Origin of the sequence: Geobacillus thermoleovorans, from assembly GCF_001610955.1 — a bacterium.
Classification (GTDB): Bacteria; Bacillota; Bacilli; order Bacillales; family Anoxybacillaceae; genus Geobacillus; species Geobacillus thermoleovorans.
The window spans coordinates 1,932,563-1,954,055 of sequence record NZ_CP014335.1 but is presented as its reverse complement, the minus strand read 5'-3'; the positions used below and the strand labels follow the sequence as shown (position 1 = coordinate 1,954,055).

Below are 21,493 nucleotides of genomic sequence, written 5' to 3'. Positions count from 1 at the left end.
TATAAAACCGGGATAGGTATCAAACATAATAACAAAAAACATAAGGAGGTTATCTCGATGAAAGTAGCGATCATTGCGGCAAACGGCGGGTTGTTTGATGCGTACAAGGTGTTCAACATCGCGACAGCCGCTGCGGCGGCAGACGCAGAAGTCGGCGTGTTTTTCACGTTTGAAGGGTTGAATCTCATCCACAAAGAAGCGCACAAACAATTGCCGATTCCTGAAGGGAAAGAACATTTTCAACAAGGGTTCCAAAAAGCGAACGTCCCATCGATTGCAGAATTGCTTCAAATGGCGCAAGGGATGGGTGTGAAGCTGATCGCTTGCCAAATGACCATGGACGTCATGGGGTTGGACAAAGACCAATTCGTTGATGGCATTGAAGTGGCGGGGGCGGCGACGTTCCTGCAGTTCGCGAAAGACGCGGACATTACATTGGCCTTCTAATGAGGGAGAGGAGGAAGGAGAATATGGCGCAAGTCACCGTTTATACAACCACTACATGCCCATATTGTGTAATGGCGAAAAACTTTTTGCGCGCCCAAGGGATTCCATTCAAGGAAGTGAATGTCGAGCTCAATCCGGAAGCGGCGCGGAGACTGGTGGAAACGACCGGGCAAATGGGCGTGCCGCAAATCGAAATTAACGGCCGCTGGGTGCTCGGGTATGACCCGGATGCCATTATGGCATTGTGGAATCAAGCGAATCATCGTTGAGAATAACGTGAATCATGACATCAGGAGGGGATATCGTTGGCAAAAACGATTTCGGTCAAAGAAATCGCCAATCAAATCATGCGCGGTGAAGAGTTGTTTATTGTAGACGCCCGCAACCCTGAAGATTTTGCCGATTGGCGGATCGAAGGCAAAGGCGTTGAGGTCGTCAATATTCCGTATTTTGACGTGTTGGACGGTATCGAACCGTATTTGGACCGTTTGCCGAAAGACAAAAGCAAGACGATTTACGCCGTTTGCGCCAAAGGCGGCTCGTCGGAGTTTGTGGCAGAGCAGTTGGAAGCGGCGGGCTATACGGATGTTTATTCGATCGAAGGCGGTATGAAAACTTGCTCCGCAGCCGAATGCTTATAAGGAAATCCGGCAGACGAATATGGGGAAACTGCATCCGACAGAAGACGAACAACGGGAGATGGAAATCGGTCCAAACCGTTGCGCCGTTCGGTAGGGAAAAGAAGCCGGCGTTTTCCGATGCCGGCCCTTTTCATGTTTCAGACTCATAATGGGCGTGTCGACTGGTTGATGTGAGTCGTTTGGAAACCGATAAAAAGAATACAATAACGAATACAAGTTGTCGAATAGGAGGGGACAGGATGACAGGGCATCGTTTTCATTATGAACACGCTGATCGACTGCTCGACCCGAAGCGCAAAGAGTGGATCGACCCGCAACAGGCGATTTCGATGTTGTCCGTGAAACCGGATGACACGGTCGTTGATCTTGGCGCCGGGAATGGCTATTTTACGATTCCTCTCGCGCAGGCGACAAATGGAAAAGTATACGCGGTCGATGTGCAGCCGGAAATGATCCAGTTATTAAAAAAACGGGCGCAGCAGTTTTCGATAACCAACATTGAATATCAGGTGGCGGATGTCGCTTCAACCGCCTTGCTTTCTCATTCGATGGATAAAGGAATCATGGCGTTTGTCTTTCATGAAGTGGAACAAAAAGACGCTGTCGTCGACGAGATTCGCCGCGTGATGAAGCCGAATGGACGATTTCTTTTCATTGAATGGGAAGCGGTTGAAAGCGAAATGGGGCCGCCGCTTCATGAGCGGATTCCGTCGGATGAACTGCTTTCCTATGTGAAACAAAAGGCGAGTGATGTGGAATTGGTCCGTTTTCACCCGGCTGTCTATGGTCTGTTGATTCGCTGGAAATAGCCGATTGTTCAGGGAAATGATTCTTGTTGTCATTATACTGCACAGGGTATATAATGATCGTGCATAGGAGAAGCAGAGGGGGTGAACCGTTGACAGGCAGTAGTTTGTTATTCTTTCTTTTTCTTTTGAGCGTTGCGTTGTACCGACGCTACTATCCTGTGAAAAATATTCCGTGCCTTCCGGTAGGAGAGGTGCCGGACGGCTTGCTTCTTGTCGACTTGCGCGATTATAATGAAAGCAATGGCCCCATATTTGGCCAAGCGTTGCATATTCCGGTGGCGTATTTGAAACGGCATGTTCGGCATATCCCGCGAAAGCCGCTTCATATCATTGCCCAAGATGCCATCGAAAAAAACGTCGGCATCCGGCTGTTGCGCCGCTATGGCTATGAGGTGAAAAGCTATTCGATCGCCGCTTGCGACTGCCGAGAAAGGGGGCGAATGGACCAATGGAATACAATAAAGAAATCAAAAACCGCTTAAAACGGATTGAAGGACAAATTAAAGGCGTTCTTGGCATGATGGAACAAGGGAAGGACTGCAAGAGCGTCGTTTCTCAGCTTTCAGCGGCGCGCAATGCCATTGACCGCGCCATTGCCGTGATCGTCAGCACGAATTTAGAGCACTGTCTGCGTGAAAGCATGCAAAAAGGAGAGAACACAGACGACCTTGTCAAAGAAGCAGTTGAACTATTGGTAAAAAGCCGATAACCCGTTGGTCAACAGCAAGAGAAAAACGTGTTGACAACGTTCTTTTTCTTGTAGTAATATACCCATAGGGGTAATGGTAATAAAACATATGATGTCAAGGAGGTTATCACAATGAACGTAGCGAAAGTATTGGATGCCAAAGGACTTGCCTGCCCGATGCCGGTGGTGAGAGCCAAAAAGGCGATGGACGAATTGGAATCGGGACAAGTGCTGGAGGTGCAAACGACCGATAAAGGGGCGAAAAACGATTTGCCGGCATGGGCGAAAACAAGCGGGCATACGGTTATTGATATGAAAGAGGAAAACGGTGTGTTGACGTTCTGGATTCAAAAAGGATAATTTCCGGTCTTTCTTATACCTGTGTAGGTATATAGAAAGGAGGCGGCCAGATGACACAGCCGAAGAAAAAGACGACGATCATTTTGTTCAGCGGCGACTATGACAAGGCGATGGCGGCCTACATCATCGCCAACGGCGCCGCGGCATACGACCATGACGTGACGATTTTTCATACGTTCTGGGGGCTGAACGCCTTGCGGAAAGAGGCGTCGGTTCCAGTGCAAAAAGGGTTTCTTGAAAAGATGTTCGCGAAAATGATGCCGCGCGGCGCGGACCGCATGGGGCTGTCGCGCATGAATTTTGCCGGCATCGGCCCGAAGTTGATCAAAAAGGTCATCAAAAAGCATAACGCCATGCCGCTTCCGCAGTTGATCGAGATGGCGAAGGAGCAAGGCGTGAAACTCGTCGCTTGCCAAATGACAGTCGATTTGCTTGGGCTGAAGCCGGAGGAATTGATCGATGGCGTTGAGTTTGCTGGCGTCGCCGCGTATTTGGCTGATGCGTCGGAAGGAAATGTGAACTTATTCATTTAATCAAATGAGGGAATCCTATGTCGCAAATGATCCTCAACATCATCCTGTTTGTTTTGCTTGTCTGGTTTCTCACCAGCCGCTTCATCCCGCCGAAAGGGGTGCGGATGATGACGGCGGCGGAATTGAAACGCCGGTTGAAAGAACCTGGGGTGCAATATATTGATGTGCGCACCCCGATGGAGTTTCAGTCTTACCATCTGCCAGGGTTTCGGAACATCCCGCTGCACGAATTGACAGCACGCGTTCACGAACTATCCAAAGAAAAAGAAGTGATTGTCATTTGCCAAAGCGGGATGCGAAGCCAAAAAGCAAGCCGACTGTTAAAGAAAATGGGATTTCGGCACGTGACGAACGTCAAAGGCGGCTTAAACGCCTGGCAGTAGAGGAGGATGATGATGAAAACAATCACACCGAAAGAGGTAGAAGAACGGCTTCGCGCTGGAGAATCACTTCATATCATTGATGTGCGCGAGCCGGAGGAAGTCGCTGCAGGCAAAATTCCAGGAGCGGTCAACATTCCGCTCGGTTTGATCGAGTTTCGCATGCATGAATTGGACAAAAATGAGGAATACATTCTCGTCTGCCGTTCCGGCGGCCGCAGCGGCCGTGCCGCGGAGTTTCTTGACAGCCGCGGTTACCGCGTCGTCAACATGACAGGCGGCATGCTCGCCTGGGAAGGACCGATCGAATAAACCATCAAGGAGGGAATCTGCCAATGATTAAAGTCGATATGACGGTAGACGCGAAAGGATTGTCCTGCCCGATGCCGATCGTCCGCACGAAAAAGGCGATCAACGAATTGGAGCCGGGCCAAGTGTTGGAAGTGCAGGCGACGGATAAGGGGTCCAAAGCCGATATCAAAGCATGGGCGGAAAGCACAGGGCATCAATATTTAGGAACAATTGAAGAAAATGGGATTTTGAAACATTATATCCGCAAGGCAACGGAAAATGAAGCACGCAAAGAAACGGCATTTCCTCATGTCGTATCGAATGAAGAATTGCAAGAAAAACTGGACGATCCTAATTCGTTTGTCTTGGATGTCCGCGAACCGGCGGAGTATGCGTTTGGCCATATTCCGGGCGCCGTTTCGATTCCGCTTGGAGAGCTCGATCGCCGGATGGAGGAACTTCCGAAAGACAAAACGATTTACGTCGTGTGCCGCACAGGGACACGGAGCGATTTGGCCGCGCAAAAGCTGGCCGAAAAAGGATTTGACCGTGTGCGAAACGTCGTTCCCGGCATGTCGCAATGGAACGGGCCGCTCGATTCCGCTCAATCGTAATGGAGCGGCCTTTTTAAACAATCAAATATACATTAGGGGGTATGTTAATATGGTGAAAGAAATGACCGTGCAACAAATGACGGAAAAGGTGTTAAACAAAGAACCGCTGTTCATCTTGGACGTCCGCAACGAAAGCGATTTTCGCGATTGGAAAATCGAAGGGGAAAACTTTGCCTATTTGAACGTTCCGTATTTTGAGTTGATCGATGGGGTTGACTCGATTGTCGATCGTCTTCCGAAAGACAAAGACATCGTCGTGGTGTGCGCCAAAGGAGGATCGGCGGCGTTTGTCGCCGAACAGCTGGCGGAAGCCGGGTTTGACAACGTTTATACGCTCGCTGGCGGGATGCAGGCGTGGAGCGAGCATCTCCATCAAGCCAAAGTATACGAAGATGATCAATTGAAAATTTACCAATTCATCCGCGTCGGCAAAGGATGCCTGTCGTATATGGTCATCTCGGGAAGCGAAGCGCTTGTCGTCGATCCGCTGCGGTTTATCGATGTGTACGAACAAGCAGCCCAACAAGAAGGGGTAAAGATCACGCATATCGTGGACTCACACTTGCATGCCGACCATCTTTCCGGAGGCAAGGCGCTGGCCGAGCGGACCGGGGCGGCGTACTACTTGATGAAAAGCGAGGGAGCGGTGTTTGATTTCGAGCCGCTCGAGCAACATGAAACGATCGACTTCGAAAACGTTCATCTTGAAGTGCTGGCGGTGAAAACACCGGGGCATACGCCAGGCAGCGTCTCGTTCTTTGTCAACGGCAAATGGCTGTTCTCGGGTGACACGATTTTTGTCGGCGGTCTCGGGCGGCCGGACCTCGGCGGCAAGGCGGCGGAATGGGCGGCGGATTTGTATGACACCGTGTACGAAAAAGTCGCGGCCATGGCGGATGATGTGATCGTCTTGCCGGCTCACTACGCGAACTTAGACGAAGAAATCAACGCGGAGGGGTATGTCGGCGATACGTTAGGCCGCATCCGCGCCCGCAATGAGATGATGCAAAACAAACCAAAAGACGAATTTATCGATCTTGTCATCCAAAGCGCCAATACCGAAACCCCGCCGAACTTTGAAGACATTGTCGCCATCAACCGCGGGCTCAAAACCGTTGATATCGAAACGCAACGGGAGCTTGAGATCGGCCCGAACCGCTGCGCGCTGCATCATACCCATGCCTAAAGAAGCGGCACAGATTGGCAGGGGACGGGGGCGTGCCTCGTCCCTTTTGAAAACAAAAGGGAGGGATGGTCGATGGATGTTTCGCTCGCGTTTCTCATTGTCATCTTTTTAATCGGCTTTGTCGGTTCATTTATTTCTGGGATGGTGGGGATCGGCGGGTCGATTATTAAATATCCGATGCTTCTGTATCTTCCGCCGTTGTTTGGGCTGGCGGCGTTCAGCGCTCATGAAGTGTCGGGAATCAGCGCGGTGCAAGTGTTTTTCGCCACGATCGGCGGCGTGTGGGCGTATCGAAAAAGCGGTTACTTGAATAAATCGCTCATTTTGTATATGGGGGTAAGCATTCTTGTCGGCAGTTTTGTCGGCGGCTATGGCTCGAAGCTGATGAGCGAGGGAACGATTAACGTCGTTTACGGCATCTTGGCGGCATTGGCGGCCATCATGATGTTTGTGCCGAAAAAAGGGATCGATGACATTCCGCTTGACCAAGTGACGTTCAACAAAGGGGTGGCGGCCGCCTTGGCGTTTCTGATCGGCGTCGGGTCCGGCATCGTCGGGGCGGCGGGGGCGTTTTTGCTTGTGCCGGTCATGCTCGTTGTCCTGAAAATCCCGACGCGAATGACGATCGCTACGTCTTTGGCCATTACGTTCATTTCCTCCATTGGCTCTACGTTCGGGAAAATCGCCACCGGCCAAGTCGATTACATCCCGGCGCTCATCATGGTCGTCGCGAGCTTGCTTGCCTCTCCGCTAGGGGCGAAAGCGGGGCAAAAAATGAACACGAAAGTGCTGCAAGTCATCCTTGCCGTGTTGATTTTGGCGACGGCGGTGAAAATTTGGGTGGATATTTTATGATCGAAGCGCTTGAAAGGCGACGGGTCACGGGAAAAGACATGTGAATGCTGGAACTGATCATGTGTCGCCGTCCGTTTTCTGCGTGATGGTGAGCGATCGATTTGGGCATGCTAAACAACGGGAAAACATAACGAAGGGAAGAATGAGCGATGTTCCATTACACGGTTGACGTGTCAACGGGCATGAACGAAACGATCGAGCGTTTGGAAGAAAGCTTGAAACAAGAAGGATTTGGCGTGCTCTGGCAGTTTAGCGTAACCGAGAAGCTGCAAGAAAAGGGGCTTGATTTTTCCACGCCGATGGTCATTTTAGAAGTGTGCAACCCGCAAGAAGCGGCTCGGGTGCTAAACGAAAACCTCTTGGTTGGCTACTTTTTGCCGTGCAAACTCGTCGTCTACCAAGAAAACGGCACAACGAAAATCGGCATGCCGAAACCGACGATGCTCGTTGGCATGATGAACGATCCTGCTTTGAAGGAAATCGCGGCCGACATTGAGAAGCGGCTGGCCGCTTGCCTCGATCGCTGCCGCTGATGGGCAATGAAAAAAGGTGTCCCAAAGTGATGGGGCACCTTTTGGTTGTGCGCACATACACGGAAACGCAGGTTTGCAGAAAGAAAAGCGCTCTTTTCCCTTCTCCGCCGCTTCTTGATCGATGATCCAAAAGGAGAATCACATAGGGGGCTGATTGTTGCAAAGCCAATCCTTTCTACAAATTCCCTTGCCCCGCCGCTTTTTTGGTTTTTGCCCGTTTTTTGGCTGAGCGCGGCTGTTTTTCTGTTTCCAGCTCGCGATGCACAATCCGGTCGGGATCCAACCCATTGCCAAGCGTGCCGTAAACATGGCCTTGCTTTGGCTCGATGAGCTCATGTTGCTCGTAGTAGACGCGCGGCGTTTTCCAAAGGGCGGCCAACGCTTTTCCCATCGGCATTTCGTGGTAGCGGTCGGGCCACATTTGTTTGATGTATGTTTTCACGAGCGGATAGTACTTCGAACTCATCGCTGGAAAGAGATGATGTTCGGTATGGTGCGAAAAGTTGAAGTGAAGGATATCCACCCACTTTGGCACCGTGACGGACAAGCTGTTGGCCAACGGATCGTTGACCGGCACTAACGGATTGAGACGGTGGTTTGTTGAGATATAGCTCATGACGATCGTGTTGGCGACGAGCAGCGGAAGCAAAAAGGCGAAAAACCATTTTTCCCAGCCGACAAGCCATAACAGCCCGAGCCATGTCGCCCAAGGCAAGAAAAATTGAAACAGGACAACCGCGCGGTTCTTCCGGCGGAAGTCTTTGAAAAAGTAAAACAGCATCCGGATCGAGTGAACGGTAAACATCACGGACAAGGAGCTAAAAGCGAAAGAAGCGCGAATCGGAAACGGGATGCGGTATACCCAAGAGAGCAGGCGGCTTTTCGCTAATTTCTCCATGCTTGGCCACGCGTCCGGGTCTTTTTCTTCATGCTGGGTATGCACATGGTGGCTGGCGTTATGCCATTTTCTCCACAACTTCGGACCGGTGCAAAGCGGCCAAAAGGCGATCGCTCCGAGAAGATCGCGCAGCCATGGCGTTTTGACGACTGTGCCGTGCAAAATTTCATGTCCTAAAAATCCTAACGCGGCAAAACTGAAACCAAGCACAACAGAGATGAGGAGGTTCCATACCGGGTGAAGATGAAAAAGTGATACAGCGAGGATGCCGGTGATGACGAGCCCTACATAAGCCAAACCTCCAAACAAGCGGGACTTCACAGGTTGAAACGCTTTTTTCGGTAAATGCGGGGCAATTTTCGCCGCGTACCAACCGAACGGGTGAAAATCATTCATTCAGTGATCTCCTTTCAAACTACTCTCCGTTTGACAAGCAGCGGCGAAGCCATTCACACACTCTTGGTCGCAACGAAGACCTTATTTCATAAGGTGATCCCAAAAGCTGTCATCCATGCCGAAATGATGTGGAGGGACGAGAAAAGCTCTTGGTCACTATAAGAATCATTGTAACATCTTTTGGATCGTTCTGTCTATAGGCTTGATGGAAAAATACCAAATTTGGGCATGATGGCAGTTTTTCCAGAAGGACAGGCTAGGCGCTTGAGCAGGCGGCTGGCTAAAACATCATGATCAATGTCCCGATGGTAATGAGCAACACCCCGATCACCACTTTCGCGGACAGCGGTTCGCCGAGAAACATAGCCGCAAACAAAATCGTCAGCACCAAGCTTGATTTGTCAATGGCGGTGACGCGCGAGACATCGCCGATTTGGATCGCTTTGTAGAAACAAAGCCATGACAATCCGGTCGCCGCTCCTGAGAGGCAGAGAGACACCCAGCTTTTCGTTGAGATTGCTTTGACGCCTTGATGAGCCCCTGTCATCCAGACGATCATCCATGCGAGCACAAGCACGACGGCGGTGCGAATGGCGGTCGCTAGATGGGAGTTCACGTTCTCAATGCCGATTTTCGCCAGCACCGATGTCAGCGCCGCAAACACCGCCGCCAACAAAGCATACACGATCCACATGCACATCCCTTCGCTTTCATTGAGAATTTTTCTCATCTATTATACTACGAGAAGGGAGAACATTTCACCATTTTTCCATTCGTTTGTTATAATGGAGGACAAGCACCGCTGCTGGCGCCGCTTTTGCGCGAGTTGGGCGTCAATATGAGCACAGGTCCAACCCCTCGTTCTGATGAAGTACGGCAATTGTTCGAACAGTTTGCGATCTAAGAAGCCGACAGCTATTCAGAATAATAAGGAAGAGTTGCAGAACAAGAGCAGATGGAGGCAGGCGCTGGAGTGCGGAGTGAAAAGTGCGGGAATTTCCAGCTTTCCACTAGCCCCCTGCTTCTGTCAGAACGCCGTTTTTCTAGAAGCTCTTTGCATGACAAAGGAAAGAGGGATGAGTTATGTTGATTGCACTCGATATGGATGGCACTCTGTTAAACGGGGAAGGAAAAATCAGCGAGCGCAACCGGGCGGCCATTGCGGCTGCAAAAGCGCAAGGCCACATCGTCGCCGTCGTGACCGGGCGGGCGCGCAAAGACGCGCTCGCCCCGCTTTGTGAGGCAGGCCTCGTCTGTCCGATCGCCAGCTTAAACGGAGCGATCGTGACGCTTGAGGACAGCACGGTCATCAGCGAGGCGCCGCTCGAACGGGCGGCGGTCCGCCCGACGCTGGAGTGGGTGCGCGAACAGTCGGATTTGTATTGCGAGACGTACACGGGCGATGCGGTCTATGTCGGCTTGCACAACCGCGCCCAATGGGAAGCGCTCGCTTCCGAGATGGCCGCTGCGGCCCCGGATGTGAAATGGCTGGTGAACAAGCAGTTCCAGCAAGCGCGGGTGACGTATGTCGACGACATCCGCACGGTGTGGGACGACCCGAAGCGGGTGATCTATAAGCTGCTGATTTTCGCCCTTGACCGCGAGCGGTTGCGTGATGCGGCCTCCCGTTTCGCGGCGCTCCCTGGCGTCACGGTCACCTCCTCACATCCGCACAACATAGAAATGAACCACGAACGGGCGACAAAAGGCGAGGCGCTCAAGCAACTCGCTGCCCATTACGGCATCGATTTGCGCGATACGGTCGTCTTTGGCGACAGCCATAACGATTTGTCGATGTTTGAGGTGGCGGGCTGCCGCGTCGCCATGGCCAACGCCGCCCCCGAATTGAAAGCGAATTGTGATTTCGTCACCCTCTCCCATGAAGAAGACGGCGTGGCGGCGGGGCTTGAGCGGGTGCTTGCGAAACGGGTGTAGCAGCACCCGTTTTTTATTCATTTGTCTGCCGCTTGCTGAAAAAATGTAGTATAGTAATCTCATATACTACAAAGAAAGGGGAGAACGATGACGAACGATCGCATCAAAGACATGATCGGAACACTGCGGGTGCCGGTGTACACAGCGGCGGTGGTGCTGTATGTCCTGGCGCAGTTTGTGGCGGCTCCCATTCACTATGTCATGGGAGCCGCGGCGCTGTTGGCATTCGTCGTGTCAGCGTTTTACGCCCACGGGGTGTATATGGTGTCGGGAGTTCTGTTTTTTGGGCTTGGCGTTGGGTTGTTTCTGTTCTATGGCGATGCGTGGCCGACGTTTGTCCTTCATTTTGAACGGGTGTTGGGGCTGCTCTCGCTGTTTTTTGTGCTGCCGTTTATGAATACGCTCATTCGCGTCGGACGGTATGACCATAGTTTAAGCGAATGGCTTAAGCGGAACGCCGAGAGCGTTTCTTCGTTATACCGCCGCAGTTTCAGTGTCTGCCATTTGCTTGGATTGTTTTTAAACATTGCTACGATTCCGCTTCTTGTCCGTTCGTTGCGCGCCGCGCTGCAAAATTTGGACGGACGGGAGGCCGAGTCGTTTTATGTTCGGAATTTGTTGCGGGCGTATGCGCTTTGTTTGACGTGGAGTCCGATGGAAGTGATGATCAGCACGACGATTGACTTTACCGGCGTGCGTTATGATCAAGTGGCGCTGTTTTTGTTGCTGCTGGCCTTTACGATGGCGATGGTCGATTGGGGGATGGCCGCTGTTTCGTACCGTTGCATCCCGTTGGAAAACGGCGTGGAAACGAATGGGAAAATGACTGTTTCGGTCGGGAAAAAGGCAGCCCAGCTGCTTTTGGTGCTCGTCGTGTTTACCGTGCTCGTTTCCTTGTTGCAACATTGGCTTGGCAAAGGGTTTTTGTTTTCTGTCGTCTTATTGCTTGTCCCGTTTTGCTTCGGGTGGGCGCTGCTCGCGCGCCGGGTGAAGCGGTACGCGACGGTGGCGTTCCGCCATTGGAGAGAACGGACAGAAGGATTGGCGAACTACTTTTTCATGTTTTTAGGGGCTGGATTGTTTGTCGAGATGCTGGCCCGATCCCCTCTGCTTGCGGTGCTTGAGGGCTGGTTCCGCGTCGGGGCGGAGCATTCCGTCTGGCTGTATGCCATGATTGCCGCTTATTTTTTCGCGACGTCGCTCGTCGGGTTTCATCCGTTAGTCAGCTTGACGTTGCTGATGCCGCTGCTTGAGCCGGTGCGGCTGCTTGTTCCGGCTGTGCCGTTGTCGATCGTGCTCATTTGCTGCAGTTTGGCGACAGTGATGTATAGCCCGTACAATATTTCTGTTTCCTTGCTGTCTGAGGAGCTTGGGGATAACCCGTACCGGATCGGCAAACGGAATGTCCCGTTCGCTCTCGGCTATATGACAGCAGGAATCGGCATCGCCTGTTTAGTGGAAAGAATATTTTTTGGTTGACAGCGTTTTCAGTAGAAAGGTATAATGAGATTGAATCAATCGAATTTTTTGATAAGTGAGACTTAATTTTAGATCGATCTAATAAAACCGGTGATGTCAAGGCAGGGCGTTGGGTGATCATCGGCTCATTGAGGGAATAGAAAGAGAGAAGGTCTGCTCTGTAGACCCTTTTTAGATCGATCTAACTACCTTTCATTCTTTGTTTTAGATCGATCTAATTATCTCTTGTTCTTTTAGATCGATCTACAAAGAGCGACGAAGGAGGATAGACTTAGATGAAGCAACGAAGTGCGCTCGATATGTACGCCGATGGAGGGGCGTGGTGGGAGACGTCGATCAGCGACGTCCGCAAAAATGAAATTCTCATTCGCGGATATCCGATTGAAGAATTAATCGGCAATGTGTCGTACACGCAAATGCTGTACCTCTTATTATGCGGCGAGATATTGAGCGAGAAAAAGGCGAAGTTATGGGAGAGCGTCCTTGTCGCCGGGGCGGATCACGGCCCGCGCGCCCCGTCGATTGCGGCGGCCCGCATGGCGGCGACATGCGGCATTTCGTTCAACTCGTGCGTGGCAACCGGCATTAACGTGCTTGGTGATGTGCACGGGGGAGCGGTGGAAAAAGCGATGGCGCTGTTTTACGAGACGAACGAGCAAATCGAGGCTCGCGGCGGGGAAGGCGCCATGGCGGATGTGATCCGTGAGCAGTTTCAACAGTTTTTCCGTGAAGGGCGGAAACTGCCAGGATTCGGCCATCAGCTTCATGATGACGACCCACGTGTCAGACGGCTGTATGCGTTAGCTGGCGAATTGGTGGAAGAAGGAGAAATCAGCGGGCGGTATTTAGCGATCGCGGAAGCGTATCGTTCCCATTTGGAGAAAACGAAAGGGAAACGGATGACGATGAACATCGACGGGGTGGCGGCCGCGATCCAGTGTGAGCTCGGCGTGCCGGCTACGGCGGCGAAAGGTGTGTTTGCTTTGTCGCGGGGGATGGGCATTGTCGCCCATGCGTTTGAAGAGTGGCAAAACGGCGTGCTGATCAAAGGACCGTGCCCGAACCGGAGCGATTTAGTCCGCTACACTGGGCCGGGGAGACGTCATTTCGAAGAGTAGGTGATGAATATGAGAAAAGCACAGTTGTATATTAACGGGACATGGGTGGAAGAACCGCGTGCGGTTGAGCCGGTGAAAAACCCGTATACCGGGGAAGTGATCGGCGAACAGCAGCTCGCGACGCCGGATGATGTTGAAAGAGCGTTGGCATCTGCGTTTGCGGCGAAAAAAGACATCGCGAGAATTCCGGCCTATGAGCGGGCGCGCATTTTAAAAAAGGCATCGATGCTGCTTGAGGAGCGGAAAGAAACGTTTGCCCGCTATATTTCGGAAGAGCTCGGCAAACCGCTCAAAAATACGTTGGATGAAGTGTCCCGCTCCATTGAAACGCTCGAGCAGTCGGCCGAAGAAGCGAAACGGCTGTTTGGGGAAACGATTCCGGGCGACGCCTCGGCGCGCGGGGTGAAGGCGGTGGCGGTGACGTTCCGTGTGCCGGTCGGCGTCGTGGCGGCGATTACGCCGTTCAACGCCCCGCTCAATTTGATTTGCCATAAAGTCGGACCCGCGTTTGCGGCGGGCAACACCGTTGTGTTAAAACCGGCGCCGCAGACGTCACTTATTGCGACAGAACTGTTGAAGTTGTTGCTAGAGGCCGGGCTTCCACCGCGCGCCATCAACATGGTGCTTGGCGGCGCCGAGGTTGGGCAGCAAATCGTGAAAGACGATCGCGTCAACGTCATTTCGTTTACCGGCGGCGTGGTGGCGAGCCGCAACATTTGCGCGTTGGCCGGCATGAAAAAAGTGCTGCTTGAGCTAGGCGGCAATGCGGCGACGATTGTCCATGAAGACGCCGATTTGAAACGGGCGGCCGCGCTTTGCGCGAAAACCGGCTACAGCAACTCCGGGCAAAGCTGCATTTCCGTCCAGCGCATTTACGTACATGAGTCGGTCGTTGAACCGTTCACCGACTTGCTCAAACGGGAAGTCGAGGCGTTGAAAGTCGGCGATCCGCTGCTGCCGGACACCGATGTCGGCTGCATGGTCGATGAACGGGCGGCAGACCGGGTGATGGATTGGATCGATGAGGCCATCGCGGGCGGGGCGACGCTTGTGTGCGGCGGAAAACGGCGCGGGGCGACGGTGGAGCCGACGGTGCTCTTCAACCCGCCGAAACGAAGCAAAGTCGTTTGTGAGGAAGTGTTCGGCCCGGTTGTCAGCGTCATCCCGTACCGGACGATTGACGAAGCGATCGCAGAGACGAACGATTCTGCCTTTGGCCTGCAAGCCGGGCTGTTTACGAACCGGATGGACATCGTCTATCAAGTGGCGGAGGCGCTTGATGTCGGCGGAGTTGTCATTAACGGCACCTCGAATTTCCGGTTGGATCATTGGCCGTACGGTGGCGTGAAAAATAGCGGCATCGGCCGCGAAGGCCCGCGTTATGCGATTGAAGAAATGACGGAAATGAAAATGATTGTATGGCAGTTTCCGCAAGGATGATGGGTGGTGCCAACATGTTAGCGCTTTACGTGGCGAAGCCGAATGAATTAGAGCTGCGGCGCCTCGAGGCCGTCCGTTCTCCTGAGGGGGATGAGGTGAAAATACAGCTCATCTATGGAGGCATTTGCGGGTCGGATCTTGGGGTGTTGAAAGGAAAACTTCCGCACGCGAACTATCCCGTTCGCGCCGGGCATGAACTAGTCGGTGTCGTCGTGGAAAAAGGAGAACAGGCGGCGTATGACATCGGGACACGGATCGTTGTGTTGCCGAATACGTATTGCGGAACGTGCGACTTATGCCAAAAAGGGTTGACGAACATCTGCCGGCATAAAAAATCGCTTGGCATCAACGTCGACGGCGGATTTTCGCATGAATTCATCATCTCGTCCAAGTATGTGCTTCCTGTTCCTGATGATCTCTCCGATGAAAAAGCGGTGCTCGTCGAACCGTTTGCTGTCGTCGTGCATGCTTTAAGCAAAGTGCGGATCGAGCCCGCCATGCGCGTAGCGGTCATCGGTTGCGGAAATGAAGGGATGATGGCGGCCGTCCTCGCCCGCCATTTGGGTGCGGACGTGACGGCGGTCGATGTGAATCCGTTAAAACTGGAGACGGTGAAAGCGATGGCGGACATCCGCACGCTTGCGCCTGATGCGCTGTCAGGTGAAATGTTTGATGTTGTCATCGAGGCGGCCGGTGCGCGCGAAGCGGTCGAACAGGCGGCGGAGCTTGTCGCTCCAGGGGGGCATCTTGTGTTGATCGGTCTGGCGAATGAAGCGACATTTCCGGTCGTGCGCCTCGTTCGCAACGAAGTAACTGTGCATGGCTCGATCATCTATCGCTTCCCGGATGACTATTTGCAAGCGATTCATTATTTGCAGACGATGCCGCATCCGATCGAACGGGTCATTTCCCGCATTTTTCCGGTCCGCGACTATCAGCGGGCGTATGAGTTGGCGTCATCCGGCAATGCGGGCAAAGTCGTGTTACGTTTCAAGGAGGAGGAAGAGCGATGAAAAAACCAGTAGCCGAACAGTTGGTCCGGTATTTGGAAGACCGCGGTGTTACGCATATTTTTGGGCTTTGCGGCCATACGAACATCGCAGTGTTGGCGGCTTTGGAGCATAGTTCAATCAAGTTCGTCAACGTCCGCCACGAACAAATTGCCGCTCATATGGCCGACGGCTATGCGCGGGCGAAAAAGGAAACGGCTGTCGTCCTCTGCCACGTTGGCCCAGGGCTGACGAATGCGGCGACCGGGGTGGCGAACGCAGCGCTTGATTCCATTCCGATGGTCGTCATCGCCGGAGATGTGCCGAGCCATTATTACGGGAAGCATCCGCACCAGGAGATCAACTTGCACGCCGATGCGTCGCAATATGAAATTTACCGCCCGTTTGTGAAGCGGGCATGGCGGGTCGACCGGCCGGATTTGTTCCCGGAAATTTTGGAAAAAGCGTTCCAGTTGGCGGAGAACGGCCGCCCGGGGCCGGTGCTTGTCTCCGTGCCGATGGACATTTTCTCCAAAGAAGTGGATGTGGCGCTGTTTGAAAAGCAAAAGCGGCATACAAAAACGCTGCATAAGCCGTCGATTGACGATGAAACCGCGAAACACATCATTGAGAAGCTGATGCAGGCGGAACGCCCGCTTGTGTACGTCGGCGGCGGCATTATGCTGGCGGATGCGGCGGAAGAACTGAAAACGTTTGTGGAACACTTCGACCTCCCGGTTGCGCACACGCTGATGGGTAAAGGGGCGCTGCCGGATGACCATCCGCTGACACTAGGCATGAGCGGATTTTGGGGGGCGAAATTTGTCAATGATATGTGCCGAAACGCCGATGTCATTTTGGCATTGGGAACGAGATTTTCCGAAGCTGATTGCAGCTCATGGGAGCCGGAGTATACGTTCAACATTCCGGAAACGAAGCTCATTCATATTGACATCGACCCGAACGAAATCGGGCGCAACTATCCAACGGAACTCGGCATCGTCGCCGATGTCAAGCAAGCGCTTACCGTGTTGAACCGCGTGGCGAAACAAACCGTGCCGCAAGGGCGGACGGACGAGGCGCTGAAAGAACGCATCGCTAACTATAAAGAGGAATTCCGGCGGCAAAATGCGCCGCACATTCAAGACGACAGCTATCCGATGCGTCCAGAACGCATTTTGCATGAGGTGCGGGAAGTACTGCCGAAAGATGCCATCATCACGACCGATGTCGGCTGGAACAAAAACGGGGTCGGCCAACAGTTCCGAGCGTATGGCGCAGGGACGATTTTAACGCCAGGCGGTTATGCGACGATGGGCTTTGGCGCTCCGGCCGCACTTGGAGCGAAAATCGCCTGCCCGGATCGCGTCGTCGTGTCGCTCGTTGGAGATGGTGGATTTGGCCAAAATCCGGCGGTGTTGGCGACAGCGGCTGAGGAAAATATCGCCGTTGTTTGGGTCATTATGAACAACTACGCTTTTGGCACGATCGCCGGGCTCGAGAAAGCGCATTTTGGCACGACGCACGGGACGGTTTTCCAAAAGGACGGTAAGCCGTATTCGCCGGATTATGCAGCCATTGCCCAGGCATACGGCGTTGAAGGGGTGAAAATTCGCTCGGCGGAAGAGTTTAAACCGGCGCTCGAACGGGCCATTCAGGCGAACAAACCGTTTGTCATCGATGTAGAAATGATCAACGTCCCGACGCCGACGTCCGGTCACTGGAATATTATGGACATCTATTCCCCAGGCAAACGTGTTCACCATGTTGCGGTGGAGCGGTAAGAAGAAACCTTCAAGATCGGGGGGAAGGATATGGCGAGAACCTTTTCATTGGCCCATTTGACGGTGCTCGGCTGCCCGCCGCCGGAGATGGCGCATATTGCCGCCCGGGCAGGGTATGATTACGTCAGTTTTCGGATCATCTACATGGGGCTGCCCGGCGAGCCAAACTATGCGTTGGCGGAAAATCCACAGCTGTTGCGTGAGACGAAAGCAGCGTTGCGGGAAACCGGCGTCAATCTGCTGGATATTGAGCTGGCCCGCATTGATGCCGATACGGATCCAAAACGGTATGAACCGGCCTTGGAAGTGGCGGCTGAACTGGGCGGCCGCCACGTCTTAAGCAGCATTTGGACGACCGACCGCAGTGTTTACATCGAGCGATTTGCCGAGCTGTGCGAACTGGCGGAACCATACGGGTTGACGGTTGATTTGGAGTACGTGCCGATTGCAGCGGTGACGAATTTGGCAGGAGTCGTCGATGTGTTAAAGACGGTAAAGAAAGACAATGCTGGCGTTATGATTGATTTGCATCATTTTCATCGCGCTGGCGATTCGCCAGAAGCGCTGGAAGCCGTGCCGCGGGAATGGTTCCATTTTCTCCATCTTTGCGACGCGCCGGGCGAGATTCCGGCGTCAAAAGAAGAGATGACGAGAATTCTCCGCGAAGAGCGGCTGTACATCGGCGAAGGCGGGATTGATATTGCCGACATTGTCCGTCGCATTCCGGAAATTCCCTGCTCGATCGAGCTGCCAAACATCAAGCGTGTAAAGGAATTGGGCTACGAAGAGCATGCGCGACGTTGCCTGCAGTCGGCGAAAGACTATTTTGCTCGTCATGTCACGGAGCAAAGCGATCTATCGGCGTGATCGATAAACAAAAGTTTGGCAGCGCTTCCTACAAGGGAGGCTGCCATACACGTATTCATAGTTATCTGAAAATTTTATATATTAATTCTGTTTATTAAAAATAAATGCTCCATTCATTTGGTTGTTTCCCGCATGACCGGCCGCGGTCGAGAGAGAACAGAATGGCCTGCGGCAAAACGGGAATGCGGGTTCAACATACAACACGATGCCAGCCGGTTGATCCGTTCGGCTGCATCAACCATTGCACTATAGAGGAAAGAAGGGGGAAAAGGTAATGAAAAAGATGTTGGTGTTGTTGTTTGCCTGCCTGTTGGTGCTTGCGGGGTGCTCATCGAAATCTGAGCCGCAAGGAGGCGGTGCGGCGAAAAAAGCAGAACCAAAAGTGATGAAGATGGCCGTCGCGACATCAAAAGATCGTTCGTTGACGAAAGGGCTGTACAAATTTGCCGAAATCGTGGAAAAAGAGACAAACGGATCGATCAAAGTCGAAGTGTATCCGGATGGGCAGCTTGGGGGAGATTTGGCGGTGTTTGAAGCGCTGAAGATGGGAACCATCCAAGGATCGACGATGTCGACCGGTCCGATCGCTTCCTTTGCGCCGCGCCTTGGGGTGTTAGACTTGCCGTTTTTATTCAAAGATCGGGAAACCGCTTACAAAGTGCTGGATGGGAAAATCGGTCAAGACTTGCTCAACGATTTGCCGTCTGTCGGCGTGATCGGCCTGAACTATTGGGAAAACGGCTTCCGCCATTTGACGAACAACGTGCGGGAAGTCAAAAGCGTGGATGACATTAAAGGGTTGAAAATTCGGACATTGGAAAATGACCTTCATATTGACTTGTGGAAAGAGTTAGGAGCCACTCCGGTACCGATGGCCTTTACCGAGCTGTTCACCGCTTTAGAACAACACGTTGTAGACGGCCAGGAAAACCCTGTCGGGAATGTCGCAATCAATAAGTTTTACGAAGTGCAAAAATATTTGACGAAAACCGGCCACGTCTACAATGCGAGCCCGCTGCTCATCAGCAAAAAGTTTTGGGACACGTTGACGGACAAAGAAAAAGACATCATTACAAAAGCGGCGGAAGAAGCAAGAGACTATCAGCGAAAGCTTAATCAAGAAGAAGATGAGAAAATGTTCGACTATTTGAAACAGCAAGGAATGGTCATTACCGAGCTGTCCCCGGAAGAGAAGCAAAAATTCGTGGAAAAAGTGCAGCCAATCTATCAAAAATATGCGCCGAAATTTGGGCAAGATTTAGTGAACGAATTGATTGAAGCAGGAAAATAACAGAATGGCAAAGCCGGCTCTTAAGGGGGACTGCCCCTTAAGAGTCCTTCCATTCTTTCAGACTTGGAGGGAACAACGATGAAAAGGATCGGAGCCGTTCTGGAGAAGACGCTCAACGCATTGATGGCGTTCTGTCTCGCTTTCATGTCCATTCTTGTGTTCGGCAATGTCGTACTCCGCTATGGGTTTAACTCCGGCATCACTTGGTCGGAAGAAATGTCGCGCTTTCTCTTCATTTGGATGTCGTTTCTTGGAGCCATTGGTGCTTTGAAGGACAATGACCATCTAGGCGTCGACACATTGGTGAGAAAGCTGCCGACCGGCGCCAAGCGCATCGTGTTTGTCATCAGCAACGCCATCGTGCTTTACGTGCTCTATTTGCTGTTTGACGGAAGCTGGAAAATTACGCTCAGCAGTGTCGGAAGCCGGGCTCCGGCGACCGGGCTGCCGATGGCGTTCATCTACGGAACTGGGCTTGTCGTGAGCATCGGCATGGGCCTCATCATCTTGTTTCATCTGTATCAGGCGCTGTTTCGCACCGGGGCGATTGACGAGTTGACGAGAATGAAAGAATCCGAAGAAGCAATCATGGCGGCCGCTCCAGTGCAACACGAAGCGACAGAACTGGCGCTCGGGCGAAAGCAAGGCGCCGCGGGAGGTGAACGGTAGATGGCGTTAGTCGTGTTTGTCGGATCGCTCCTTGGCGTGATGGCGCTCGGGATGCCAATCGCGTTTGCGCTGTTAGTCAGCGGCGTTGCCCTCATGTTTTACTTGAATATTTTTGATACGCAAATCATCGCGCAAAACTTAATCAGCGGCGCGGACAGCTTTCCTCTGATGGCGATTCCGTTCTTTATTCTCGCCGGAGAGCTGATGAACGCCGGAGGCATATCAAGACGGATCATTCGCTTCGCCATGGCGCTTGTCGGCCACATCCGCGGCGGGCTGGGGTATGTCGCCATTATCGCGAGCGTGCTGTTTGCCGGCTTGTCGGGTTCGGCGGTGGCCGACACGGCGGCGCTTGGGGCCATTCTCATCCCGATGATGGTCAAAGCCGGGTACAACCGCAATCGGTCGGCCGGCCTCATCGCCGCCGGCGGCATTATCGCGCCGATCATTCCGCCGAGCATCCCGATGATCATCTTTGGGGTGACAAGCGGCGTGTCGATTACGAAATTGTTTATGGCCGGCATCGTTCCGGGGATTCTGCTTGGGATTTCTTTGGCGGTCTGCTGGTGGTGGGTGACGCGGAGGGATCAAGCCGAGGTGCTTCCGCGCCAATCGGCGAAAGACATTTGGCGGGCGACCCGCGAGGCGTTTTGGGCGCTGCTGCTGCCGGTGATCATTGTCGGCGGGCTGCGCGGGGGTGTGTTTACGCCGACCGAGGCGGCGGTGGTGGCCGCGTTTTACGCGTTGATTGTCGGCATGTGCATTTACCGCGAACTGAAGGTGAAAGACTTGTTTCACGTGCTCGTGGCCGCGGCGAAAACGACAAGTGTCGTCATGTTTTTGGTGGCGGCGGCCATGGTGTCGGCCTGGCTCATTACGGTCGCCAACATTCCGGCGATCGTCACGGACGTGCTCGCGCCGCTCATCGATCATCCGCTGGCGCTGCTTTTGGCCATTAACGCGTTGGTGCTATTGGTCGGAACAGCGATGGACTTGACGCCGACGGTGCTCATTTTGACGCCGGTGTTGATGCCGATTATCGAAAAGGCGGGAATCGATCCGGTGTACTTCGGGGTGCTGTTTATCCTGAACAACTGCATCGGGCTGCTCACGCCGCCGGTCGGCACGGTGCTGAACGTCGCCTGCGGGGTCGGGAAAATCAGCATGGAAGACATTATGAAAGGAGTTTGGCCATTTTTGCTTGTGGAAACGCTCCTGTTGCTTTTGTTGATTTTCTTCCCGTCTCTTGTGACCGTGCCGCTTGGGTGGTTTGCGGGGCATTGATGCAAA

General features: G+C 53.0%; 26 protein-coding genes and 1 pseudogene. 25 read left to right on the top strand and 2 right to left on the bottom strand.

Annotated features, from left to right (window positions below; all coding sequences use genetic code 11):
* Window positions 1-57: 57 nt before the first annotated feature.
* From GT3570_RS09745 to GT3570_RS09680, 15 genes and pseudogenes are all read left to right on the top strand, one after another.
* Window positions 58-447 (top strand): DsrE/DsrF/DrsH-like family protein, encoded by a 390-nt coding sequence (locus GT3570_RS09745; protein WP_033025646.1) that lies wholly within the window; start codon window positions 58-60, stop codon window positions 445-447.
* Between the two features lie 23 nt (window positions 448-470).
* Window positions 471-716, top strand: coding sequence for a glutaredoxin family protein (locus GT3570_RS09740; RefSeq protein ID WP_042379787.1), 246 nt, complete (start codon window positions 471-473; stop codon window positions 714-716).
* 78 nt (window positions 717-794) lie between these two features.
* Entirely contained in the window at window positions 795-1,088 is a 294-nt protein-coding gene (locus tag GT3570_RS18460; protein WP_371878466.1) for a rhodanese-like domain-containing protein, read from the top strand.
* A pseudogene (locus GT3570_RS19355) lies at window positions 1,063-1,182 on the top strand (MBL fold metallo-hydrolase); the annotation flags it as partial. The gene GT3570_RS18460 and the pseudogene GT3570_RS19355, both read left to right, overlap by 26 nt.
* 145 nt (window positions 1,183-1,327) lie before the next feature.
* Entirely contained in the window at window positions 1,328-1,897 is a 570-nt protein-coding gene (locus tag GT3570_RS09730; RefSeq protein WP_042379791.1) for a class I SAM-dependent methyltransferase, read from the top strand.
* An 89-nt stretch (window positions 1,898-1,986) separates the two neighbouring features.
* Window positions 1,987-2,379: a rhodanese-like domain-containing protein gene (locus GT3570_RS09725; RefSeq protein ID WP_094238828.1), complete on the top strand. Its 393-nt coding sequence runs from the start codon at window positions 1,987-1,989 to the stop codon at window positions 2,377-2,379.
* Window positions 2,346-2,606, top strand: a complete 261-nt coding sequence (locus GT3570_RS09720; protein ID WP_033025642.1) for a metal-sensitive transcriptional regulator — start codon at window positions 2,346-2,348, stop codon at window positions 2,604-2,606. The genes GT3570_RS09725 and GT3570_RS09720 overlap by 34 nt, the downstream gene beginning before the upstream one ends.
* A 111-nt stretch (window positions 2,607-2,717) precedes the next feature.
* Window positions 2,718-2,945: a sulfurtransferase TusA family protein gene (locus GT3570_RS09715; RefSeq protein WP_033025641.1), complete on the top strand. Its 228-nt coding sequence runs from the start codon at window positions 2,718-2,720 to the stop codon at window positions 2,943-2,945.
* Between the two features lie 50 nt (window positions 2,946-2,995).
* Entirely contained in the window at window positions 2,996-3,478 is a 483-nt protein-coding gene (locus GT3570_RS09710) for a DsrE/DsrF/DrsH-like family protein (protein ID WP_015375138.1), read from the top strand.
* 17 nt (window positions 3,479-3,495) lie between these two features.
* Window positions 3,496-3,861 carry a rhodanese-like domain-containing protein gene (locus tag GT3570_RS09705; RefSeq protein WP_062898703.1) on the top strand — a complete coding sequence of 122 codons (366 nt, stop codon included), beginning with the start codon at window positions 3,496-3,498 and terminating at the stop codon, window positions 3,859-3,861.
* 12 nt (window positions 3,862-3,873) lie between these two features.
* On the top strand, window positions 3,874-4,170 hold the full coding sequence (locus GT3570_RS09700; RefSeq protein WP_025039175.1) for a rhodanese-like domain-containing protein: 297 nt from the start codon (window positions 3,874-3,876) through the stop codon (window positions 4,168-4,170).
* A gap of 23 nt (window positions 4,171-4,193) precedes the next feature.
* Window positions 4,194-4,763, top strand: a complete 570-nt coding sequence (locus GT3570_RS09695; RefSeq protein ID WP_042379801.1) for a sulfurtransferase TusA family protein — start codon at window positions 4,194-4,196, stop codon at window positions 4,761-4,763.
* 49 nt (window positions 4,764-4,812) lie between these two features.
* Entirely contained in the window at window positions 4,813-5,949 is a 1,137-nt protein-coding gene (locus tag GT3570_RS09690; RefSeq protein ID WP_062898702.1) for an MBL fold metallo-hydrolase, read from the top strand.
* 72 nt (window positions 5,950-6,021) lie between these two features.
* A complete protein-coding gene (locus GT3570_RS09685; protein WP_062898701.1) occupies window positions 6,022-6,804 on the top strand; it encodes a sulfite exporter TauE/SafE family protein in 783 nt (260 codons plus the stop codon).
* A 149-nt stretch (window positions 6,805-6,953) separates the two neighbouring features.
* On the top strand, window positions 6,954-7,337 hold the full coding sequence (locus tag GT3570_RS09680; protein ID WP_013145023.1) for a DUF302 domain-containing protein: 384 nt from the start codon (window positions 6,954-6,956) through the stop codon (window positions 7,335-7,337).
* Between the two features lie 175 nt (window positions 7,338-7,512).
* On the opposite strand, the gene GT3570_RS09675 is transcribed toward GT3570_RS09680, so the two are convergent.
* Complete coding sequence (locus GT3570_RS09675; protein WP_023633521.1) at window positions 7,513-8,631, bottom strand: Delta(10) desaturase DesB; 1,119 nt, start codon at window positions 8,629-8,631, stop codon at window positions 7,513-7,515.
* Between the two features lie 280 nt (window positions 8,632-8,911).
* A complete protein-coding gene (locus GT3570_RS09670) occupies window positions 8,912-9,325 on the bottom strand; it encodes an EamA family transporter (protein ID WP_062898700.1) in 414 nt (137 codons plus the stop codon).
* A 389-nt stretch (window positions 9,326-9,714) separates the two neighbouring features.
* Here GT3570_RS09670 and GT3570_RS09665 point away from each other — a divergent pair, with 389 nt between their 5' ends.
* The 10 genes from GT3570_RS09665 (at window position 9,715) to GT3570_RS09620 (ending at window position 21,487) form a co-directional block, all read left to right on the top strand.
* Window positions 9,715-10,566: an HAD family hydrolase gene (locus tag GT3570_RS09665; RefSeq protein WP_020278586.1), complete on the top strand. Its 852-nt coding sequence runs from the start codon at window positions 9,715-9,717 to the stop codon at window positions 10,564-10,566.
* 87 nt (window positions 10,567-10,653) lie between these two features.
* Window positions 10,654-12,045, top strand: coding sequence for a hypothetical protein (locus GT3570_RS09660; RefSeq protein ID WP_023633523.1), 1,392 nt, complete (start codon window positions 10,654-10,656; stop codon window positions 12,043-12,045).
* 275 nt (window positions 12,046-12,320) lie between these two features.
* Complete coding sequence (locus tag GT3570_RS09655) at window positions 12,321-13,163, top strand: citryl-CoA lyase (RefSeq protein ID WP_062898699.1); 843 nt, start codon at window positions 12,321-12,323, stop codon at window positions 13,161-13,163.
* Window positions 13,164-13,166: 3 nt separating this feature from the next.
* Complete coding sequence (locus tag GT3570_RS09650; protein ID WP_167552186.1) at window positions 13,167-14,603, top strand: aldehyde dehydrogenase family protein; 1,437 nt, start codon at window positions 13,167-13,169, stop codon at window positions 14,601-14,603.
* A 14-nt stretch (window positions 14,604-14,617) separates the two neighbouring features.
* Window positions 14,618-15,616: a zinc-dependent alcohol dehydrogenase gene (locus GT3570_RS09645; RefSeq protein ID WP_031212345.1), complete on the top strand. Its 999-nt coding sequence runs from the start codon at window positions 14,618-14,620 to the stop codon at window positions 15,614-15,616.
* The gene (locus GT3570_RS09640) at window positions 15,613-17,376 is read left to right on the top strand and encodes a thiamine pyrophosphate-binding protein (RefSeq protein ID WP_023633526.1); all 1,764 of its coding nucleotides are present in this window, start codon (window positions 15,613-15,615) and stop codon (window positions 17,374-17,376) included. Before GT3570_RS09645 ends, GT3570_RS09640 begins: the two co-directional genes overlap by 4 nt.
* A gap of 30 nt (window positions 17,377-17,406) precedes the next feature.
* The gene (locus GT3570_RS09635) at window positions 17,407-18,243 is read left to right on the top strand and encodes a sugar phosphate isomerase/epimerase family protein (RefSeq protein WP_042380829.1); all 837 of its coding nucleotides are present in this window, start codon (window positions 17,407-17,409) and stop codon (window positions 18,241-18,243) included.
* A gap of 274 nt (window positions 18,244-18,517) precedes the next feature.
* Window positions 18,518-19,534 (top strand): TRAP transporter substrate-binding protein, encoded by a 1,017-nt coding sequence (locus GT3570_RS09630; protein WP_031212347.1) that lies wholly within the window; start codon window positions 18,518-18,520, stop codon window positions 19,532-19,534.
* Between the two features lie 78 nt (window positions 19,535-19,612).
* Complete coding sequence (locus tag GT3570_RS09625; RefSeq protein ID WP_023633528.1) at window positions 19,613-20,203, top strand: TRAP transporter small permease; 591 nt, start codon at window positions 19,613-19,615, stop codon at window positions 20,201-20,203.
* The gene (locus tag GT3570_RS09620) at window positions 20,204-21,487 is read left to right on the top strand and encodes a TRAP transporter large permease subunit (protein WP_062898698.1); all 1,284 of its coding nucleotides are present in this window, start codon (window positions 20,204-20,206) and stop codon (window positions 21,485-21,487) included.
* Window positions 21,488-21,493 lie beyond the last annotated feature (6 nt).

Coding starts and splice junctions, on each gene's coding strand:
- GT3570_RS09745 (WP_033025646.1), top strand. CDS start 58: ATGAAAGTAGCGATCATTGCGGCAAACGGCGGGTTGTTTGATGCGTAC.
- GT3570_RS09740 (WP_042379787.1), top strand. CDS start 471: ATGGCGCAAGTCACCGTTTATACAACCACTACATGCCCATATTGTGTA.
- GT3570_RS18460 (WP_371878466.1), top strand. CDS start 795: ATGCGCGGTGAAGAGTTGTTTATTGTAGACGCCCGCAACCCTGAAGAT.
- GT3570_RS09730 (WP_042379791.1), top strand. CDS start 1,328: ATGACAGGGCATCGTTTTCATTATGAACACGCTGATCGACTGCTCGAC.
- GT3570_RS09720 (WP_033025642.1), top strand. CDS start 2,346: ATGGAATACAATAAAGAAATCAAAAACCGCTTAAAACGGATTGAAGGA.
- GT3570_RS09715 (WP_033025641.1), top strand. CDS start 2,718: ATGAACGTAGCGAAAGTATTGGATGCCAAAGGACTTGCCTGCCCGATG.
- GT3570_RS09710 (WP_015375138.1), top strand. CDS start 2,996: ATGACACAGCCGAAGAAAAAGACGACGATCATTTTGTTCAGCGGCGAC.
- GT3570_RS09705 (WP_062898703.1), top strand. CDS start 3,496: ATGTCGCAAATGATCCTCAACATCATCCTGTTTGTTTTGCTTGTCTGG.
- GT3570_RS09700 (WP_025039175.1), top strand. CDS start 3,874: ATGAAAACAATCACACCGAAAGAGGTAGAAGAACGGCTTCGCGCTGGA.
- GT3570_RS09695 (WP_042379801.1), top strand. CDS start 4,194: ATGATTAAAGTCGATATGACGGTAGACGCGAAAGGATTGTCCTGCCCG.
- GT3570_RS09690 (WP_062898702.1), top strand. CDS start 4,813: ATGGTGAAAGAAATGACCGTGCAACAAATGACGGAAAAGGTGTTAAAC.
- GT3570_RS09685 (WP_062898701.1), top strand. CDS start 6,022: ATGGATGTTTCGCTCGCGTTTCTCATTGTCATCTTTTTAATCGGCTTT.
- GT3570_RS09680 (WP_013145023.1), top strand. CDS start 6,954: ATGTTCCATTACACGGTTGACGTGTCAACGGGCATGAACGAAACGATC.
- GT3570_RS09675 (WP_023633521.1), bottom strand. CDS start 8,631: ATGAATGATTTTCACCCGTTCGGTTGGTACGCGGCGAAAATTGCCCCG.
- GT3570_RS09670 (WP_062898700.1), bottom strand. CDS start 9,325: ATGTGGATCGTGTATGCTTTGTTGGCGGCGGTGTTTGCGGCGCTGACA.
- GT3570_RS09665 (WP_020278586.1), top strand. CDS start 9,715: ATGTTGATTGCACTCGATATGGATGGCACTCTGTTAAACGGGGAAGGA.
- GT3570_RS09660 (WP_023633523.1), top strand. CDS start 10,654: ATGACGAACGATCGCATCAAAGACATGATCGGAACACTGCGGGTGCCG.
- GT3570_RS09655 (WP_062898699.1), top strand. CDS start 12,321: ATGAAGCAACGAAGTGCGCTCGATATGTACGCCGATGGAGGGGCGTGG.
- GT3570_RS09650 (WP_167552186.1), top strand. CDS start 13,167: ATGAATATGAGAAAAGCACAGTTGTATATTAACGGGACATGGGTGGAA.
- GT3570_RS09645 (WP_031212345.1), top strand. CDS start 14,618: ATGTTAGCGCTTTACGTGGCGAAGCCGAATGAATTAGAGCTGCGGCGC.
- GT3570_RS09640 (WP_023633526.1), top strand. CDS start 15,613: ATGAAAAAACCAGTAGCCGAACAGTTGGTCCGGTATTTGGAAGACCGC.
- GT3570_RS09635 (WP_042380829.1), top strand. CDS start 17,407: ATGGCGAGAACCTTTTCATTGGCCCATTTGACGGTGCTCGGCTGCCCG.
- GT3570_RS09630 (WP_031212347.1), top strand. CDS start 18,518: ATGAAAAAGATGTTGGTGTTGTTGTTTGCCTGCCTGTTGGTGCTTGCG.
- GT3570_RS09625 (WP_023633528.1), top strand. CDS start 19,613: ATGAAAAGGATCGGAGCCGTTCTGGAGAAGACGCTCAACGCATTGATG.
- GT3570_RS09620 (WP_062898698.1), top strand. CDS start 20,204: ATGGCGTTAGTCGTGTTTGTCGGATCGCTCCTTGGCGTGATGGCGCTC.